This window comes from Fulvivirga sp. M361 (genome assembly GCF_007097395.1).
Taxonomy (GTDB): Bacteria; Bacteroidota; Bacteroidia; order Cytophagales; family Cyclobacteriaceae; genus Fulvivirga.
The window spans coordinates 18,627-37,261 of the sequence record NZ_VKDC01000015.1; the positions used below are offsets into that span (position 1 = coordinate 18,627).

Here is an 18,635-nt window from a genome sequence, read left to right on the forward strand (position 1 = left end):
ATCAATCGACTGTTAAATCTAAAATTCAAAAAACATGGAAGATACTATTGAGAAAAGCTCTGTTAAACAGGTGTCCGTAAAATGGGGGCTGATCACCGCTGCGTTTTCTATTGTCTTTTTCCTCATTATTACCCTTACGGAAACAGATACGTCAAATGCTGTTAACTGGCTTGGACTAATCCCTTTTATTGTATTTTTGGTATTGGCGCATAAAGAGTTTAAATCTGCTGGCGATGGTTTTATGTCCTATGGACAAGGACTTGGAATAGGTACTTTGGTATCGCTGGTTTCAGCCATTATAAGTGGTATTTTCCGATATGTTTACATCAAGTTTGTAGATCTTGGATACACAGATCGGATTATGGATAATACACTACAGCAACTTGAAGAGCAGGGTATGGGGGACGAGCAGATCGAACAGACCATGGCGTTTACTGCTAAACTGATGGCTCCCGAAGTTAGTCTTGTTTTAGGCATTGTTATGGCCGTTCTTTTTGGATTTATCTTATCTTTGATCATTACTGCGTTTACAAAGAACAGTAATCCAGAGGACCAAATTTGATAATGACCCATACTACGGATATTTCCGTAGTGGTTCCCTTGTATAATGAAGAAGAATCACTGCCGGAATTGACAACTTGGATAAGCCGTGTTATGCAACAGCACGGCTTTACTTATGAAATAATACTGGTGGACGATGGTAGTACCGATCGCTCATGGGAGGTAATACAGGTGCTTTCTAAAGAAAATTCACATATAAAAGGGATTAGTTTTAACCGAAATTTCGGCAAGTCCGCCGCATTAAATACAGGTTTTAAAAAATCACAGGGGAATGTGGTGATCTCCATGGATGCTGACCTTCAAGACAGCCCGGATGAAATCCCCGAGCTGTTTAAAATGATCACCGAAGGCAGGTTAGATATGGTGTCAGGCTGGAAGAAAAAAAGGCATGACCCTATTTCTAAAACCATACCTTCTAAATTCTTCAATTTTATCACCAGTAAAATATCAGGAATAAAGCTTCATGACTTTAACTGTGGCCTTAAAGCCTACCGAAGCCGTGTGGTCAAGCATATTCATGTATATGGAGAAATGCACCGTTATATACCGGTTATTGCCAAATGGAATGGCTATGACAAGATCGGCGAAAAGGTAGTAGAACATCGTGAGCGAAAATATGGCAGCACTAAATTTGGGTTGGAGCGATTTATCAATGGGTTTCTGGACTTGTTGTCCATTATGTTCGTTTCCAGATTCAAGAAAAAACCCATGCACTTTTTTGGTCCCCTGGGTACTTTATCCTTTCTCACGGGTTTCGTCATCGCTATATGGGTGATTGGAGATAAACTCTACCGGCTTCGGTTTGATCTGCCCGTGCGGGATGTGGTGGACCAACCACTCTTTTTCCTGGCATTAGTAGCATTGATCATAGGCGTTCAACTGTTTCTCACGGGTTTTTTGGCTGAAATGATGGCCATGAAATCTAACACCGAAAATGAATATCTCGTAGCGGATCAGATAGGGTTTGAATAAATGCGTTTCTATTCCGTAGTAATACCTGTATACAATCGTCCCAATGAGGTAGATGAACTGTTAGACAGCCTTACCCGGCAAACGTACAAGCATTTTGAAGTGATCATTGTGGAGGATGGTTCTACCGACCGATGTGATGGTATTGTGGAACGGTATTCGGATGTATTGAGTATCCGGTATTTTTACAAGCCGAATACCGGGCAAGGTTTTAGCCGTAATTTTGGTTTTGAACAAGCTAAGGGGGATTTTTATGTTGTCTTCGATTCAGATTGCCTGATTCCATCACATTATTTGCAAACCGTTGAGCAGCATTTGACTGAACATTCCTTAGATGCTTTTGGTGGCCCTGACCGGTCACGTGAAGACTTTACCATTATCCAAAAGGCCATTAGTTATTCTATGACCTCGTTATTCACCACAGGTGGTATTCGAGGGAACAAAAAGCATGTAGGTGATTTCCATCCCCGAAGCTTTAATATGGGTATTTCCAAAACAGTTTTTGAGAAAACAGGTGGATATATCATCACCCGTATGGGAGAAGATATTGAATTTAGTATTCGTATCATTCATCTGGGTTTTAAAACGGGCTTGATAGAAGATGCATTTGTATACCATAAAAGACGTACGAGTTTGTCGCAGTTTTATGACCAGTTACATTTCTTTGGGAGGGCAAGAATTAATGTAGGACGCTTTTTTCCCGGAGAGGTGAAATTAGTGCATACATTCCCGGTTTTTTTTCTTTTGGGGATGGGAAGTCTGGTTTTACTTCCTTTGATAAGCATTGAATTATTTGCGCTGGCCGTTGCTATTTATCTGGTATATTATCTACTCATCTTTTTCGATGCCCTTTCCAGGACCAAACAAGTGGCTGTAGCCATCATGAGTGTCGCTGCAGCATTTACGCAACTAACAGCATACGGTGTGGGTTTTATTACGGAAGGTATCAAAAAGCTTTTCAATAAATAGCGGTCATCTGTAATCAGCATTAACAAAGTGTTAGTCAGTGCTCCTGCTATGGTATTAAGTGCTTATAAGGCTACTTTTTATGGCAAAAATAGATCACTTCATTTTTTGGCAAAGCGTAACGTTCGACTTCTTCGATTGAAAGTGTATTTATATAATCATCTTCCACTACCTCAAAACCCGCAGACCTAAGACGTTCCGGATAATCTTTTCCATACAGACGGACATGATCATCCTGTCCATAAGCCTTTTCTCGTTCTTTTGGGTTTGTGATAGTACGGTCTTCAAAAGTTATATCGGGTAATGGACTGAAAAAAGGCACTTGTATAATGGCCCAACCACCGGGCTTCAGGATCCTGTGGATCTCGCTCATGGCTAAAATATCATTGTCGACATGTTCCATCACATGATTACACATGGCTGTATCAAATGTATTTTCATCAAAAGGTATCTTGTGCACATCCATTTTCACTTTGGCAAGTGGAGATTCCAGGTCTGCCGTAATATATCCTTCACCATGTTGCTTTTCAAAAGGTTTCATAAAGCACTGTTCAGGAGCGATATGCAAAAATTGTAAGGGCTTTTCAAAGAAGTTGGTCTTATTTTTAAGGTATAGCCAGAGCAAACGGTGCCGTTCCAGTGACAGCGAATCCGGACATAGTGCGTTGGGCCTCGGGTTTATTCTGCCATAGGATAAGAACTTGCGGTAACTTTTATCAATAATGGGACAGGTAAACTTGTTACCTCTTAACCAGAGGCCTGCCAGTTTTAGTAAGGGGCCATTGACCAGTTGTAAATATTTTCTGGGTACTTTACGTAATACCAGGCTAATTAAGTACTTCATTAGGGACAAAGTTATACAGAGTAGTTAAATTACCTGTACCTACGTAAGAAAAGGAAGTACACCTTTCTGGCAATCACCTGATCAAAGTCATGTCTGTATCTTAATATAAACCAAAGAGTATTGTAACATCTCTGACGAAAAATAAGTAAGACTAATTACATGTGCGGAACAATGAAACCGAATGGCTTTCGTTAAATTCAGATGTATGTGTAACCAGGATAAAACAGGAGCCTTGACAATTAGCCACCATTTAATTATGCGTGTGGGTATTTAAAATGATTGGTGGCCCAGACCGTCTCAGGCGTTTAATTTAGCTTTACAGTTCCAAAGAAAAAAAAATGAAAAATAAACTGATCATTGGGTTAGGGGCCTTAGCGGTTATCTTGGTAGCATGGCTTTTTATGGGCGATAGCAATGCAGAGAATGGGGATATATTCGTAGAAGCTAAACGTGGTACATTTACAGTAGAAGTAACTACTACGGGAGAGTTGGAAGCCCAAAATTCAGTTAAAGTCATGGGGCCTACCGGCTTACGCGCTGCCCAGATGTGGCAGGTAAAAATAGAACACCTGGTGGAAGAAGGGACCGTCGTCCAAAAAGGGGATTACATTGGACGCCTGGATCAGTCAGAACTATCTGACAAAGTACAGAACAGGGAAACGGAATTACAGCAAAGCCTGTCAAAATATACCCAAACCAGGCTGGACACGGCGCTGGAATTGCGGGCTGCCCGAGATGAGTTGGTCAACCTGAAATATGCCGTGGAAGAAAAAGAAATTATTCTTTCTCAATCACAATATGAGCCGCCCGCTACTATCAAGCAAGCTGAGATTGACCTGGCCAAGGCCAAACGGGCGCTTGACCAAGCAGTAGAAAATTACAAGCTGAAAACACAAAAAGCCATTGCTGAAATGCAAGAGGCAGCTGCCCGGCTTGCAGAAGATCAGGGTAAGTTTGATTTTCTTGACAGGCTCAAACAACAATTTACCATTCTGGCCCCTGAGTCAGGTATGGTAGTGTATCACAGGGAGTGGGACGGCAGTAAGATTGGCATCGGCGGCACTATCCGGGCCTGGGAACCTGTAGTAGCCACACTGCCAGACCTTACTTCTATGATTTCCAGGACATATATCAATGAGGTGGACATCCGATCCATAAAAAAGGGGCAGCAGGTAAATATCGGACTGGACGCTTTTCCGGATAAATCTCTTAGCGGTAAGGTAGTTAATGTAGCTAATATTGGTGAACAGAAACCAAACTCTGACTCTAAAGTTTTTGAAGTTAAGATCCTGATTAACGAGTCAGATACTACTTTAAGACCGGCCATGACAACATCTAATGGGATTATTGCTGAAATGATACCGGATGTGGTTTATGTTCCCCTGGAGTGCATACATAGTCAGGGTGATTCACTTTCTTATGTGATCAAGAGAGACGGGCTGTCATACGCAAAGCAAGAGGTTATCCTTGGACAGATCAATACAAATGAAGTGGTGATAGAGGCCGGAATAGAGGAGGGCGAACTACTTTATTTATCTGTGCCGGACGGAATAGAAGACCAACCCGTTTCCCAACTAAAAAATAAGCCACAAAGCATTGCAACGAACAACTGATCTTACTGCCCGAATCCGCTCTTGATATACTCCTTCTATGTACACTCACCTATTGTCTAATTTTTACATTGCTTTTGAAGCTGTGCTGGCGAATAAAGTCAGGTCCATGCTTACCGCATTAGGTATCATATTCGGTGTGGCTGCCGTTATTGCTATGTTGGCCATTGGAAATGGTGCACAACAGGAAATTTTAGAGCAGATCAAACTGGTTGGTGTCAATAATATAGTTATTGTACCCCTGGTGGAGCAAATTGAAGAAGAAGTACAGGAGGAGCTGGGTCAAACGGATGATAAGAATTTTTCTCCGGGTTTGACCCTGGAAGATGTCAGAAGCATTCAAAGCATTGTGCCCGGAATAAGTAAACTGAGTGCTGAAATACTTTTGGAAACCTACATTATAAAGAGCGGGATCAGGAGGTCAGCAAAGCTGGTAGGGGTGGAGAATAGCTATTTTGAAATGTCTAACTTCTCGCTGGGTCAGGGAAAGTTCTTTAATGAAGAACAATTGAAATCCGGTGCAGCAGTCTGTGTGATAGGTCAGGGGATCAGGGCTAAGTTTTTTAGTAAGGAAGACCCTATAGGTAAAACGATTAAAGTTGGAGCGCACTGGTTAAAAGTAGTAGGGGTGTTGGAAGAACGACGGATAAGCCAGAAAAGCATTGCTAATCTGGGTATTCGAGATTATAACATGGATGTATATGCACCACTTAAAACCGTGTTGGTTCGCTATAAAAACAGAGCCTTAATAACAGATGCACTTATTAAAAGGGCCACAAGGGGGAACGACGATCGTGATAATTCCAATGAACCTAAACAATCTGTCAATTACCATCAATTAGATCGTTTGGTAATACAGGTGGATAAGTCTGAAAAAATGATGAACATCTCAGAGATCGTTTCCAGGTTACTGAAACGTCGGCATTTTGAAATGGTAGATTATGAGATCACCATTCCCGAACTGCTTCTCAAACAGCAACAGCGTACCAAAGATATTTTCAATTTCGTATTAGGAGCAATAGCTGGTATATCCTTGCTAGTAGGTGGAATAGGTATTATGAACATTATGTTAGCTTCCGTATTGGAGCGCATCAAAGAAATAGGTCTGCGGCTGGCGATAGGGGCGAAGAAGATGGATATCATTTATCAATTTGTGTTCGAATCTGTCATGATCAGTGTGTCAGGGGGTATTATTGGCATTATACTTGGCTTAATACTGGCATATGTGGTATCCGAAATAGCTGATATACCTACTATTGTATCCCTTTATTCTATTCTGCTATCATTTGGTGTGGCTGCTGCTGTAGGAATGATCTTTGGAATAACACCCGCAAAAAGAGCCGCTGAACAAGACCCCATCTCATCATTACGTTATGAATAAGAACTTCTTATGCTTGATTACATTGTTATTATTTTCAGTAGTCAAAGGCTATACTCAGCAGAACGACAGGCTTACAATGGGCCAGGTCATCAATATGGCCCGCGACCAGTCACCATTTTCTAAACGTGCTGAAACAGCGAAAGAAAACAGTTATTGGGAATACCGCCGCTTTAAATCTGACTTTAATCCTCAGTTACGATTGGTTGGTCAGGGGCCAGAGTACAATAACGCTTTTGTCCGTACCCCACAGCCGGATGGTAGTATTCGGTTTCAACCAGTAGACCAGATCAATCCAAGGCTGTCTTTGGAACTGGAGCAACCTTTACCATGGACAGGAGGGCAAATTAGTGTTAATTCGAATTTGTCCTACTTTGAACAATTCGGGGGTAATAGTTCTACGTTGTGGAGAGGTTCCCCATTTAATATTTTTCTTAGTCAACCACTGTTTGCTTTTAACCCACTTAAATGGGATAAAAAGACGGAACCTTTACGCTATGAAGAATCAAAGCGTGAATATGTGGAAGAGGTGGAGTCTATCTCACGTGAGGCAGCAAGGCGATTTTTCGATTACCTTGATGCACAGATCAACTTACAGATTGCTGATTTTAATCTTGCCAATAATGATACGATTTACAGGATTGAGCAAGGGCGTTATAATATAGGTACCACGTCAAGAGATAAATTATTACAGGTAGAACTTCAATTGCTGAGATCAGAACAGGCAGTAGCGCAGGCTAAACTTGACCTTGAAACTTCAGGTCTCAGGCTTAGATCTTACATTGGGTTTAATGATGAGCAAATTCCACGATTAGCTTTACCCGAAGATATCCCGGAATTTGAAGTTAATTATGGTGAAGCGCTGGATTATGCACAGAGATATCGTTCAGATTACCTGGCCTTTCAACGCAGAAAACTTGAGGCAGAACGCGATGTGGCTCAAGCACGTGGACAAATTTTTGAAACCACATTGACAGCTACATTTGGCCTAAATGATTCAGGGTCAGATGCTATTGATGTTTATAGCACTCCACAAAATGAACAGCGTTTCAACCTGGGTTTTGCTATTCCTCTCGTTACCTGGGGACGCAATGAAGCTCGAATGAAAAGCGCCCTGGCCAATCAACGACTGCAGGATTATACTATCGCACAGGATGAACAGAACTTCGAACAGGAAATACTTACCCAGGTCAGGCAATTTGAAATGCTGCGTACCCAATTGAAGATCTCCAAGAAATCTGATGAAGTAGCGCGTGAGCGTTACGAGGTGGCACAGAACCGGTACCTTATAGGAAAGATAGACATCACCAACCTCAACATAGCCCTTAACGAAAAAGACGAAGCAAAACGTAGCTATATCAGTGCATTACGGGACTTTTGGACAGCTTATTATCAATTGAGGGAACTTACTTTATATGATTTCAATGAAAAGCGTTTACTCTACACACCGGACGAATAGAGCCTAGTGATGTTCTTCCTCATGTGGAAGCGTCTTAAACCACGCAATAAGGTTATCCCGCTGGTCTTTAGATAGTCTTGCTTCACTATGTGCCCAGGTGTAGCTATCCAATGGCATTTCACCCTCTTCCACTTCCTCTATGCATTCGGTGACTTTGTGCTTTTGCCGCTTTTCATTGTAAGTACCCCATTGGGCAAAATTAAGATGCTCCTGACCTTCTTCTATATGATGCCCTATCCACCAACCCACAGGTTGTACAAATGTGTACCAGGGGTATTTTGTGCTACCGCTATGGCAGTCATAACAGACTGACTTCAACAGTTCCTTGATTTCAACAGGTGGATGGGTCATGGTAATGAAGTCCTGGGAGGGCTCCGTTGGCACAGGTGTTTTGTCAATCTGGAAAAATTGGATGATCACTACCAGAGCAATTAAGCCGTATAGTACATATTTAAGCATTAGAATTCACTTTTAGTGGTAGAATTAATATAGAGCGTCAAAGAAAGTACCTTTAATGATTTTCCACAACATTTATACCCTCTTTTAGCCTGGCGCTGGTTTTTTAGTATAAACACTTAGTTTAAGCATCAGCAATTTAACGTAGTTAAAATACACGAATAATGCGATTGAGGGCGGGGTTGGGGTATTGCAACTTTGTATTATCAATTTTTTAAACGATATCCCTATGAAAAATTTAATCGCAATCATCGTCATTTTTACCACCTTCACCCAGGTTAACGGCCAGGAAGGCTATACTTCCAATGATAATTATTCCGGAAACTGGACAGACGCAGCTACCTGGACAAAGTCACAGCCGTGGCTGGCGGATGTTCCTGCGAATCCGGTAAATGGTTCCACAGCGTATGTCGATATATATGGAGCTATTACCCAAAGTTCTAATTTAAGATTAGAAGGAGGGTCGGGAATGAATATATATGACACTTTATTAGTTGATGGAGATTTTACGCTAGCGGGAAGTGGGACGGTTAATATAGCAAATTCAGGTGTTTTAATAGTTTTAGGAGATTTAGATGCGTCAGGAGGTACATTGGCTGCAAATGATGGCCGGGTAGTGGTGACAGGATCATTGGACATTAGCGGAGGAGCTGATGTGAACAATACGGCCTCCGGTACAAACGGCTTTTATGTATATGGAAGTATAACCAGGAGAGGCGGGGCCCAATTTAATGGAAGTAATAGCGTTGCTGCCGGAAATTTTCAAAATGAAACAGACCTGCAAAATAATGATCCGGACTTGCATACTCTTGTGACCGGTGGAGTTCTTCCTGTAGAGTTTTTATATACTGAAGTACAAGTGACAGAAGAAAATGAGGTGTTGGTTTCCTGGGCTACCGCTACTGAATTAAACAATGACTATTTTGTAGTAGAACGATCTGTGGACGGTGTTAACTACGATGCCGTGAAAAGCGTAGATGGTGCGGGTAACAGTGAGCAGGTACTTACTTATGAAGTTATAGACAATCAGGTTACTTCAGGTGTTTATTTCTACAGGATCAAGCAAGTGGATTTTGACGGTAACTTTGACTATTCTGATATAGCTCGCGTATCTATCGCTGATAACAGCTCATTTGAAATTAAAGCTTATCCCAATCCAACTGACGGACCTGTAATGTTGAACATATCTGCGGCTAACGATGAAGTTGTGAAACTCGTAATAAGATCAATTCAAGGTGAAGTGAAAAAAATGATAGAAAGCAGCGATCTGTCTGTTCAGGTGGACATGTCTTCTTTTCCAAAAGGATATTACTTCGTGGAAGCATTTCAAGGTCAACAGAAAAAAGTATTAAAAATTATTTTGAATTAAGCTCAGGGTAGATAACAGATATTCATGGGGATGAATGGAAAGAGGTTGCTTCAATTGTGAAGTGGCCTTTTTCATTTTCAAAATGGGCTTGAAAGCTTAGTCATATTATTTGCCATAGATCTGTCTTATCCAATTGCCAAAGTACTCGGTTGCTCATAAGGTAGTTGTAGCGATTAATAAGCGGTTGTAAATCAGTATTTTGATTGATATGGATGCCCATTTTATGTATCTTTCTGAATTAAAATCAGGAGAAATGAAGTTAATCTATTTAGCCCTTGTACTACTACCGGTTATATCTTTAGCACAGATAAAAGGCACCTGGATGGCCTATGACCAATCCGGAACCGAGTTAAAAGTGGAAATTACAGAGGACTATCTTATCAAGTACAGCTATGGATACACGGATGACCCTGACCACTCTTCATGGCGTCCCTATGATAGCGTACCCATTTATAAATTCGAAAATGATGTGTTAGTGATTAAGAATAAGAAAGGTGGGGACGGTTATAGTGCTGCTGCCATTTCATTCAAAAATGAAGGAAATGTACTACAAATGGCGCAGATGATGAAAGGGTTTAAAACGATAAAAATGGCTGTAAAAGAGGCTAAAGAATACAAGTATAAAGCGCTAATTACCAAAGAATACTATACATTAAAGTACTTTTCTGAGCTGGAAAATTATAAGACACTGGACCAGATCACAAAAAGTGATTTCATTGTAGTGGCCAACAGGTTGAACACTTATGACCATGATATGGAAGGTTTTCTGGCAGATACAGGGGAGCGTGCCCAGCGAATGACGTTTTATATTACACAAGGCATTGTAAACCGGACATTACTTGAATTGGGCTATAACCCTTTCAAACCATATGAAGGAGGTTGGTATTTGAAAAAATTAATGGAAGATGAAGAGATCAAAGCACTCTTGGAAAAGCAGGTCCATCTCCGGTTAAACTAACTATGCCGGGCGTTTTAAGTATTATGGTAAACTCAACTTTCTTTTTCCAGTAATCGTAGCATGGTATTGTAAGTGGTTTGCTTTAACTCGGCAACGTCGCTGTTTTCATATACCTCTATCGGCTTACCAAAGATCACTTTTATTTTACCAGGTTTCAAGCGGACTGAACTGGGAGGCATTAGATTACCGGCATTTACCACGACGACAGGCATGATGGGCGTCAATGTCTCTTTAGCCATACGGAAAGCACCATCATAAAATGGCTGTAGCTTTTGATCGGTTCGGTTTTGTGTACCCTCCGGAAATATGAGTAATGAGATTCCTGAACGTATTCGCCTTGTAAGCGTTTTAATACTTTGCTTACGGCTTTCGGTGCTAGAGCGATCTACCACTACGCAGGCTACTCTTACAATTAATCCAAAAACCGGAATTTTTAATAATTCTTTTTTGGCCAGAGGCCTGAACTGGGTAGGAATGGCTATCCTTAGCCCCGGCAAGTCCAGGAAAGAGGTATGATTGCTGGTATAAATATAGGATGTCTTCTTACTTACGTTTTCAAGACCTGTTATTTCATATCTGATAAAGGTGAGCAAACTGAATATCCAAGACCAAAGCCATAGCCCAAAGTAGGTAATGTGACCGTATTTCTGACCAAAAAAACCAGGCAGTACCATAACAGGCAGAATGATCAACATGAACAGTGTGAATACCAAAAGGACCCACACCATGTACAGTTTAAGAAATACCGTCTTTATCCAATGCATATAAGCGGCGAAATTACGAAATCCTGGGTATTGAGGGGACACTATGTCATGATATTAGACTAAGAAAAAAGATGTTCCAAAGCTTGATCCATATGGAATGCTGGCAAATGCATATACTATTACTGTTCTGGTTAACAGTTATTTAGTGCCGGCTTATTGGTGACAATCAGATAAGCTATGTATTTTTATCTTTTGGATATTAGCTATCTTCATGATCTAACCTCTTTACTATGACGGGCAAAAGAATTTTACTCCTTGTTCTACTTTTATCAATGGGTACCGCAGAAGCACAGATCGGTAAATTCCTAAAGGAAAAAGTAAAAACAGGACTTCCTGAACTGCAGAAAAATGCCAAGAGTTTCTTTTCGAAAAAGATTGAAGAATCCAGGAGTAAATTTGATTCTACCAGCTTCAATTATGCTATTTCATTAAATGACAATGCCGGACTATTCGACCATAAAGAAAAGGGAGAACAGTTTGTAAAAGTATTGACCAATATACCCAACAAAGATAAACCAAAGACTGATGCGGAAAGGGCTCGGGGTAATTTGGATGCGGGCGAAGTCCTGTATGCATCCGGCAATTATCAATTGGCGGAGAATCAATTTTTATATGCCAAACTGGCCTATGAAGTGAATGAACTTAAAGAAGATGTAAATTATATTAAGGTGATCTCCAATCTCGGTTTGCTGTATAGTACAACAGGCCGGTACACTACGTCGGAAGAATTCATACAACAATCGCTGGACCTTCGCGCAAAGCAGTCAGGAGAGGAGAGTTCAGGGTATGGGGCGTCACTTAATAACCTGGCGGTATTGTATAAAGAGACCGGGCAATATAATAAAGCTGAAGATAAGATCAACCATGCTATAGAGGTCATCAGCAAGGCGAATGGGGATAATAGCATGCCATATGCTATAGCTTTAAATAACCAGGCTATGCTGTTTCAAACCATGGGGCGTTATGATCAGGCGGAGAAAATGATGAATAAAACCATTGGTATAAGCGGAGCACAGCAAAGTGAACGTAGCGGTAACCACCAAAAATTTCTAACCAACCGGGCATTACTCTACCAGGAAATGGGCCAGTACGAAAAGTCCGAAGCTGAGTTTAAAGAGCTGATAAGATTAAAAAAAGGCAGCTTGGGACGTTTTCACCCGGACTATGCTCATGTCCAAAGTAGCCTTGCAGCGCTTTATATGGACATGGGGAAATACGGAGAAGTAGAACCGCTTCTCAATGATGCTATTGAGATCTACCAAAAGAAGTTTGGAGATGAACACCCGGTGTATGCCTCAGCCATTAGCGATTTAGGAAATTTTTATCGCTTTGAAGGGAAATTTGATGAAGCCGAACCGCTTTTAACAAAATCCAATGCTATACGAAAGAAAACATTGGGCGAAAATCATCCCGCATATGTACAGTCCATCGAAGACCTGGCTATACTCTATTGGAATAAGAAAGATTATACTAAAGCGGAAAAATTATATAAGGAAAGCCTGACTAAATCGATGGAGTTCATCAGTAATTTTTTCCCTCCAATGAGTGAAGCTGAGAAAACCCGCTATTGGGACAAACTTCATCCCAGATTTGAAAGGTTCTTTTCGTTTGCCGTAGATGTAAGGACCGACCATCCGTCATTAATGTCAGATGTATATGATTACCACGTGGTCACAAAGGGGTTGCTTTTAAGCTCTACCAGTAAAGTAAAGGAGAAGATATTAAAAAGTGATGACAAGGAACTTATTAAAGACTACCTGAGCTGGCTGGACCAGAAAGAAATGCTGGCCCGGTACTATGCCTATTCAAAAGAAGAGCTGGAAGAGCAAAAGATTGACCTGGATTCTATTGAACGCACAGCTAATGCAACAGAACGTTCATTATCTCAGCGTTCCGACCTTTTTTCAGAAGGGTATGAGTTGAAGAAAGAAGGCTTTAAAGAAGTGAAAGCCAGGTTAAAAGAAGGAGAAGCTATTGTAGACCTCGTGAGGGTTCCAAAGTTTAACAATAACCCTACCGGTGAAATCAAATATGTTGCCCTTTTGGTCAAGCCGGGCAAAGACAAACCGGAATATGTGGTGATCGATAATGGCGTACAGCTGGAAACCCGGTATTACAAATACTATAATAATATTATCCAGCAAAAATTGAAGGATGAATACTCATACAAACAGTATTGGCTGGATATTGATGCTAAGCTGGTGGGAGTCAAGAAACTTTACATTTCAGCGGATGGGATCTATAACCAAATCAATCTCAATACATTGCTTATGCCTGATGGTAAATATGTGTTAAGTAATTATGAAACAGTGCTGGTAAGTAATTCTAAAAATGTTAAATCGGGCTCAGGTACATCTGCAGGTAAATCAGCGGTATTGATAGGAAATCCACCGTTTAGTGGTCCTATTAATCCACTTCCTGCCACAAAAACGGAGTTAGATAATGTATCGCGTCTCCTTTCAAACGGAGGTATCCGGTCCACCAAATATCTGGGAGAAAAAGCTACAGAAGCGAATTTAAAGGCGATAAAAAGTCCAAAAATATTACATATTGCTACACATGGTTATTTTTTGAAGGATGAACAGGTGAGTTCAGGGAAAGTTTTTGGGATCAGTGCGGAAAGTGCGCGCAACAACCCATTGCTCAGGTCTGGCCTATTACTCAGTGGAGCTGAGAAGACGATTGATACTAACAATCCGAGCCTGGAAAGTAATGACAATGGCATATTGACCGCTTACGAAGCGTTGAACCTCGATCTTGAGAATACCGAACTGGTGGTACTAAGTGCATGTGAAACCGGTACCGGTGATGTAAAAGCAGGAGAAGGCGTGTATGGACTTCAACGTGCATTTTTGGCGGCGGGTTCTGATGGATTGATCATGAGCCTTTGGAAAGTAGATGACAAAGCTACGCAGGAATTGATGTCTTCTTTTTACAAGTATTGGATACGATACAAAAATCGTACGCGTGCTTTTCGACAGGCACAAAATGAACTCAAAGCCAAATACGGATCACCTTACTATTGGGGGGCGTTTGTAATGGTAGAAAACTGATGACAATGCAATGTTTGAAGATCGTATAAGGCAAGCGCTCCATTACCTGTCATCTGACCTGGTGGAACAGATCTTACAATCATCTAAGGTGATGTCATTTGCTACTGATACCGAGATATTAAGAGAGGGGCAATACGTAAAAGTAGTTCCTCTGGTGCTGGATGGATTGATCAAGGTATTTACCAGTTATGAAGACAAGGAGCTGCTTCTGTATTACATCCAACCTGATGAAAGTTGTATCATGTCATTTTCAGCAGGCCTGAAGGATGAGCCGAGTCGGGTATTTGCGGTAGTAGAACAACCTACGGAAGCGCTCCTGATGCCTGTAGAATTAGTCTCAGGCTGGACAAAATCTTTTCCGGATATCAATACCTTGTTTTTTAAACAATATGGCATGCGTTATGCAGATCTGCTGGACACGGTAAACCACCTGCTTTATGATAAACTGGACAAACGGCTGTTTGAATATTTGCAGAAAAAGAGTGCCTTGACAGGAGCTAATCCCATTAAAATGACCCATCGGCAAATAGCCAATGAACTGGGCACTTCCCGGGAGGTGATCAGCCGGGTCATGAAAAAACTGGAAGCCGAAGGTCATGTCCGGCAGGAGGGAAATAGTGTTAAGATAGTAAGGCAGTGACTTAAGTCACTGCACAGCTTTTATATCATTTCTATCTTCGTTAGAAGTTGATAAAACAAACAGATATCAACTTTACATATGGAATTAAAATTTAGCATTATGAAAAGAAACATGGGATCAGCAGACCGCCTTATTCGTGTGGGCATAGCGGCAATATTTGCCATTTTGATACTAACCGGTGTAGTATCGAGTACATTGGGAATTGCACTGATGGTGGTAGCAGCCATTTTTGTACTTACCAGCCTGGTGAACTTTTGCCCTATCTACGCCATTTTTGGCATGAGTACATGTCAGGTGAAGGAAAAATGAGACACATTATTGGATAAAACTCTAAATAGTGCCTTTTGCAGTCAGTTTTTTAATAACCTACTTTTAAGGTATTGAAAAACTGACTGTAAATGGAGCACTTAAACGGTTCTGGATACACTGACCTTATAATCTGCTTTGTGTGGTTATAGCATTACTACACGTTACCTTATTTTATTTGTTAGTTATTCAACAAATTACATTCAAAGAGCCCGGTACAACCTTTATGAACAGATCTCTTTCACTTTCCTGAGGCTCTCCGTCCATGTGGAATTCCATGGGCTTCTTTACCCATATCTCTTTCGCTTGAATGAGTCTGTAATAATTAGATTTCTCTATCTGTTTGTTAAATAGTTTGAAGACGATCTCAGGAGCAAGGCGAGAAGGGAACCTCTCCAAAATACAAACATTTAATTTCCCGTCGAAGACAGAAGCCGAAGGGGCGATCCAGGCGTTATTACCATATTGCCCTGTGTTTGCAAAATTGATCAGAAAAGCAGTAGTTTCGATCTGTTTTCCATCAATGATCAATTCATACTGTCTTGGTTTGAAGCTGAAAAACTCGTTTGTGGTAACCCGGATATAAGACCAAAAACCTCTCCTCCCAAAATCAGCAAACTTCCAACCAACGTGTGCATCAAAACCCAGGCCTGCTGTGGCCAAAAAAGGTTTTCCATTCACAGACGCGGTGTCAATTTTTTTAATATCAAATGTATTGATAACCTGTACGGCGGCCTTGCATTGCATCGGAATCTGTAAATGCCTGGCAAAACCGTTTCCCGACCCCGATGGGATCACACCTAATGCCACTTCTGTTCCGATCAACGCTTTTCCGACCTCATTTACAGTACCATCTCCGCCAACTGCAATAACGGCGTTAGCCTTATTCTTACTGGCTTCATGGGCAATTTCGGTAGCATGTTCCGCTTTTTTTGTAAGAGTAACAGTATATTCAAACTCCTTAGACAATTCCCTTTTCAGCGCATCCACGATCTTAGACTTTTTTTGAATGCCTGACTTGGGATTAATGATAAAATGAAGGTGTTTTTTTGCTGAACTCATTCCGGTACCAACTTGCCAACTGAAGGTTAATTAAATGGTAATCCTATTGTTGAATAATTTTTGTACACAAAGGCGTGTAGTCGTTTTTGATATACCTGTTTATACTAATGTACTTTGATACACATTAATAGAATAGGTTTAAGATGATTTTCTGATCATGAGAGATGAAAACTAAAAAGAAATTCGGTGAAGATTAAATTTTTCATGTGGCAGTCCCAGCTTTCCATACTTAAATAAAATCCCATAAGAAATTAGTTAATTTGGTCAATGTTTGAAGGTCAGAATGAGATATGACGGCTTAAATAGGCGTGAGAAAAATAAACGACATATTAAAAGACCATTGGGGGTATGATAGCTTTCGCCCGTTACAGGAGGATATTATCCATTCGGTGTTAGATCATCAGGATGTTTTGGCCCTTATGCCCACCGGTGGAGGGAAGTCTATCTGTTTCCAGGTGCCTGCGCTGGCTATGGAAGGGATCTGTCTGGTCATCACGCCGCTGATCGCACTGATGAAAGACCAGGTAGAACAGTTGCGTCAACGAGGTATAAAGGCTGAGGCTATTTTTTCCGGAATACGACAAAAGGAAATTGACGTTATATTGGATAATTGCATTTATGGAAATGTCAAATTTCTTTACATTTCTCCGGAAAGGTTAGAAACAGAGCTATTCCGGGAGCGTGTGGTAAAGATGAACGTATGTCTTTTAGCCGTAGATGAAGCGCACTGTATTTCACAGTGGGGCTATGATTTTCGACCGGCATATCTCAATATAGCCTCCATACGACAGGTATTGACAGATGTCAGTGTTATAGCGCTAACGGCGAGCGCCACGCCTGATGTAGTTGTTGATATACAGGAAAAACTCTTGTTTAAGCAAGAGAATACCTATCAAAAAAGTTTTGCACGTGCCAATCTCTCTTATGCTGTAAGGCAGGTAGAAGCCAAGGAAAAAAAATTATTGGAAGTACTAAGAAGTGTGCCAGGTACCTCCATAGTATATGTAGGGACTCGTAAAGCCACAAAAGAAATAGCTCGGTTTTTACTGAATAATGGCATATCCGCTGATTTTTACCATGGGGGTTTGGTGCATGATGAACGTTCGGTAAAGCAAGAGGCCTGGCTCAAAGGAAAGGTCAGAGTAATCGTTTCAACCAATGCTTTTGGCATGGGCATTGACAAACCCGATGTAAGATTAGTAGTACATATGGACCTGACCCAGGACCTTGAGTCTTATTACCAGGAAGCCGGAAGGGCAGGGCGTGATGAAAAAAAAGCGTATGCCGTAATTCTCTGCAATGAGTCGGATATGGAAGCCTTAAAGGCCCAGGTATCATTACGTCACCCTCCGATAGATACACTAAAGAAAGTGTACCAGGCAATGGCAAATTACTATAAACTTGCCATTGGTAGCGGGCAAGGTCAAAGTTTTGATTTTGATATCCGTGAATTTTCCGAGCACTATGGTTTTGGTCACCTGGAGGTTTTTCATGCACTTAAAAAACTGGAAGATGAAGGGCTGATCACTTTCAATGAAAGCTACTACCACCCATCCCACCTTCACATGTTAATGGACAATACCGATCTCTATAAATTCCAGGTCGCCAATGCACATTTTGATCCTGCAATTAAAGCAATGCTCAGGTTATATGGAGGTGAAATGTTTAACCATTTCATAAATATTTCAGAACGGCAGTTGGCGAAATTTATGGAGACCACCGAAAAAGAGACGGTTACTACTTTAACCAAGCTGGACCAATTGAAAGTGATCGTCTATGACAAACGTAAAGATAAACCCCAGGTGATCTTTACACTACCACGTCAGGACGTTACCTACCTGAGTCTGAATAAAGCCATATTAGAGTCGCGTAAGAAAGTGGCTGAACAGAAGGTGGCTTCTGTCATTAACTATGCAAAGCATCAAAACCGCTGTAGAACACGCTTATTACTCGATTACTTTGGAGAGATACAGGCAGAAGCCTGTGGTGTATGTGACATTTGCATCGCGCAAAAAAAGCAACATGCTACAAAAAAAACGGAAGACTATCACCATCAAATTGAGCACCTCCTTGGAGAAGGCCCCCTCTTGGTGGAAGAGCTAATGGAAAAGATCAACCCTACAGACAGGGATGCTTTTTTTGATGTGATACGCAGTATGGTAGACAGGAATGAACTATGTTATGATGATGCATGGAAGTTAAGCCGAACACAATAAAGGATAAACAAGGTTTTGCCTACT

16 protein-coding genes are annotated in these 18,635 nt (G+C 41.1%); 12 read left to right on the top strand and 4 right to left on the bottom strand.

All coding sequences use genetic code 11. The annotated features are described in order from the left end of the window. Positions 1 to 34 precede the first annotated feature (34 nt). Genes FNH22_RS16930 through FNH22_RS16940 form a run of 3 tightly spaced genes read left to right on the top strand, consistent with a single transcriptional unit; the run spans position 35 to position 2,499 of the window. The gene (locus tag FNH22_RS16930; RefSeq protein WP_143399613.1) at positions 35 to 562 is read left to right on the top strand and encodes a DUF4199 domain-containing protein; all 528 of its coding nucleotides are present in this window, start codon (positions 35 to 37) and stop codon (positions 560 to 562) included. Between the two features lie 2 nt (positions 563 to 564). Continuing rightward, complete coding sequence (locus FNH22_RS16935) at positions 565 to 1,533, top strand: glycosyltransferase family 2 protein (protein ID WP_143399614.1); 969 nt, start codon at positions 565 to 567, stop codon at positions 1,531 to 1,533. Further along, positions 1,534 to 2,499, top strand: coding sequence for a glycosyltransferase family 2 protein (locus tag FNH22_RS16940; protein WP_143399615.1), 966 nt, complete (start codon positions 1,534 to 1,536; stop codon positions 2,497 to 2,499). A gap of 70 nt (positions 2,500 to 2,569) precedes the next feature. Here FNH22_RS16940 and FNH22_RS16945 read toward each other — a convergent pair whose 3' ends face one another. Then, positions 2,570 to 3,340, bottom strand: coding sequence for a class I SAM-dependent methyltransferase (locus tag FNH22_RS16945; protein ID WP_143399616.1), 771 nt, complete (start codon positions 3,338 to 3,340; stop codon positions 2,570 to 2,572). Between the two features lie 338 nt (positions 3,341 to 3,678). On the opposite strand from FNH22_RS16945, the gene FNH22_RS16950 reads away from it, so the two are divergent. The 3 genes from FNH22_RS16950 to FNH22_RS16960 are packed head-to-tail and all read left to right on the top strand — an operon-like array spanning position 3,679 to position 7,787. After that, on the top strand, positions 3,679 to 4,953 hold the full coding sequence (locus tag FNH22_RS16950; protein ID WP_143399617.1) for an efflux RND transporter periplasmic adaptor subunit: 1,275 nt from the start codon (positions 3,679 to 3,681) through the stop codon (positions 4,951 to 4,953). 37 nt (positions 4,954 to 4,990) lie between these two features. Further along, positions 4,991 to 6,331, top strand: a complete 1,341-nt coding sequence (locus FNH22_RS16955; RefSeq protein ID WP_143399618.1) for an ABC transporter permease — start codon at positions 4,991 to 4,993, stop codon at positions 6,329 to 6,331. Beyond that, a complete protein-coding gene (locus FNH22_RS16960) occupies positions 6,324 to 7,787 on the top strand; it encodes a TolC family protein (RefSeq protein WP_143399619.1) in 1,464 nt (487 codons plus the stop codon). Before FNH22_RS16955 ends, FNH22_RS16960 begins: the two co-directional genes overlap by 8 nt. 3 nt (positions 7,788 to 7,790) lie before the next feature. Here FNH22_RS16960 and FNH22_RS16965 read toward each other — a convergent pair whose 3' ends face one another. Continuing rightward, entirely contained in the window at positions 7,791 to 8,246 is a 456-nt protein-coding gene (locus tag FNH22_RS16965; RefSeq protein ID WP_143399620.1) for a heme-binding domain-containing protein, read from the bottom strand. A 226-nt stretch (positions 8,247 to 8,472) separates the two neighbouring features. On the opposite strand from FNH22_RS16965, the gene FNH22_RS16970 reads away from it, so the two are divergent. Then, positions 8,473 to 9,612, top strand: coding sequence for a T9SS type A sorting domain-containing protein (locus FNH22_RS16970; RefSeq protein ID WP_143399621.1), 1,140 nt, complete (start codon positions 8,473 to 8,475; stop codon positions 9,610 to 9,612). 253 nt (positions 9,613 to 9,865) lie between these two features. Beyond that, the gene (locus FNH22_RS16975) at positions 9,866 to 10,570 is read left to right on the top strand and encodes a hypothetical protein (RefSeq protein ID WP_143399622.1); all 705 of its coding nucleotides are present in this window, start codon (positions 9,866 to 9,868) and stop codon (positions 10,568 to 10,570) included. Positions 10,571 to 10,602: 32 nt separating this feature from the next. On the opposite strand, the gene FNH22_RS16980 is transcribed toward FNH22_RS16975, so the two are convergent. Beyond that, positions 10,603 to 11,334 (bottom strand): 1-acyl-sn-glycerol-3-phosphate acyltransferase, encoded by a 732-nt coding sequence (locus FNH22_RS16980; RefSeq protein WP_143399623.1) that lies wholly within the window; start codon positions 11,332 to 11,334, stop codon positions 10,603 to 10,605. A 230-nt stretch (positions 11,335 to 11,564) separates the two neighbouring features. Between FNH22_RS16980 and FNH22_RS16985 the strand changes: the two genes are divergently transcribed. The 3 genes from FNH22_RS16985 to FNH22_RS16995 all read left to right on the top strand — a co-directional run bounded on the left by FNH22_RS16985 (position 11,565) and on the right by FNH22_RS16995 (position 15,336). Next, a complete protein-coding gene (locus FNH22_RS16985) occupies positions 11,565 to 14,387 on the top strand; it encodes a CHAT domain-containing protein (protein ID WP_143399624.1) in 2,823 nt (940 codons plus the stop codon). Positions 14,388 to 14,397: 10 nt separating this feature from the next. Beyond that, the gene (locus FNH22_RS16990) at positions 14,398 to 15,027 is read left to right on the top strand and encodes a Crp/Fnr family transcriptional regulator (protein WP_143399625.1); all 630 of its coding nucleotides are present in this window, start codon (positions 14,398 to 14,400) and stop codon (positions 15,025 to 15,027) included. Positions 15,028 to 15,126: 99 nt separating this feature from the next. After that, positions 15,127 to 15,336, top strand: coding sequence for a DUF2892 domain-containing protein (locus tag FNH22_RS16995; protein WP_143399626.1), 210 nt, complete (start codon positions 15,127 to 15,129; stop codon positions 15,334 to 15,336). A gap of 186 nt (positions 15,337 to 15,522) precedes the next feature. Here FNH22_RS16995 and FNH22_RS17000 read toward each other — a convergent pair whose 3' ends face one another. Beyond that, entirely contained in the window at positions 15,523 to 16,395 is an 873-nt protein-coding gene (locus tag FNH22_RS17000) for a diacylglycerol kinase family protein (protein ID WP_143399627.1), read from the bottom strand. 308 nt (positions 16,396 to 16,703) lie between these two features. Here FNH22_RS17000 and FNH22_RS17005 point away from each other — a divergent pair, with 308 nt between their 5' ends. After that, positions 16,704 to 18,611 (top strand): ATP-dependent DNA helicase RecQ, encoded by a 1,908-nt coding sequence (locus FNH22_RS17005; protein WP_143399628.1) that lies wholly within the window; start codon positions 16,704 to 16,706, stop codon positions 18,609 to 18,611. Positions 18,612 to 18,635: the final 24 nt, after the last annotated feature.

What these genes read in the sequence shown, in the direction of transcription:
- FNH22_RS16945 (WP_143399616.1), bottom strand. Translation starts at nt 3,340, where the DNA reads ATGAAGTACTTAATTAGCCTGGTATTACGTAAAGTACCCAGAAAATAT.
- FNH22_RS16940 (WP_143399615.1), top strand. Translation starts at nt 1,534, where the DNA reads ATGCGTTTCTATTCCGTAGTAATACCTGTATACAATCGTCCCAATGAG.
- FNH22_RS16930 (WP_143399613.1), top strand. Translation starts at nt 35, where the DNA reads ATGGAAGATACTATTGAGAAAAGCTCTGTTAAACAGGTGTCCGTAAAA.
- FNH22_RS16975 (WP_143399622.1), top strand. Translation starts at nt 9,866, where the DNA reads ATGAAGTTAATCTATTTAGCCCTTGTACTACTACCGGTTATATCTTTA.
- FNH22_RS16955 (WP_143399618.1), top strand. Translation starts at nt 4,991, where the DNA reads ATGTACACTCACCTATTGTCTAATTTTTACATTGCTTTTGAAGCTGTG.
- FNH22_RS16980 (WP_143399623.1), bottom strand. Translation starts at nt 11,334, where the DNA reads ATGCATTGGATAAAGACGGTATTTCTTAAACTGTACATGGTGTGGGTC.
- FNH22_RS17000 (WP_143399627.1), bottom strand. Translation starts at nt 16,395, where the DNA reads ATGAGTTCAGCAAAAAAACACCTTCATTTTATCATTAATCCCAAGTCA.
- FNH22_RS16960 (WP_143399619.1), top strand. Translation starts at nt 6,324, where the DNA reads ATGAATAAGAACTTCTTATGCTTGATTACATTGTTATTATTTTCAGTA.
- FNH22_RS16970 (WP_143399621.1), top strand. Translation starts at nt 8,473, where the DNA reads ATGAAAAATTTAATCGCAATCATCGTCATTTTTACCACCTTCACCCAG.
- FNH22_RS16985 (WP_143399624.1), top strand. Translation starts at nt 11,565, where the DNA reads ATGACGGGCAAAAGAATTTTACTCCTTGTTCTACTTTTATCAATGGGT.
- FNH22_RS16935 (WP_143399614.1), top strand. Translation starts at nt 565, where the DNA reads ATGACCCATACTACGGATATTTCCGTAGTGGTTCCCTTGTATAATGAA.
- FNH22_RS16995 (WP_143399626.1), top strand. Translation starts at nt 15,127, where the DNA reads ATGAAAAGAAACATGGGATCAGCAGACCGCCTTATTCGTGTGGGCATA.
- FNH22_RS16950 (WP_143399617.1), top strand. Translation starts at nt 3,679, where the DNA reads ATGAAAAATAAACTGATCATTGGGTTAGGGGCCTTAGCGGTTATCTTG.
- FNH22_RS16965 (WP_143399620.1), bottom strand. Translation starts at nt 8,246, where the DNA reads ATGCTTAAATATGTACTATACGGCTTAATTGCTCTGGTAGTGATCATC.
- FNH22_RS16990 (WP_143399625.1), top strand. Translation starts at nt 14,398, where the DNA reads ATGTTTGAAGATCGTATAAGGCAAGCGCTCCATTACCTGTCATCTGAC.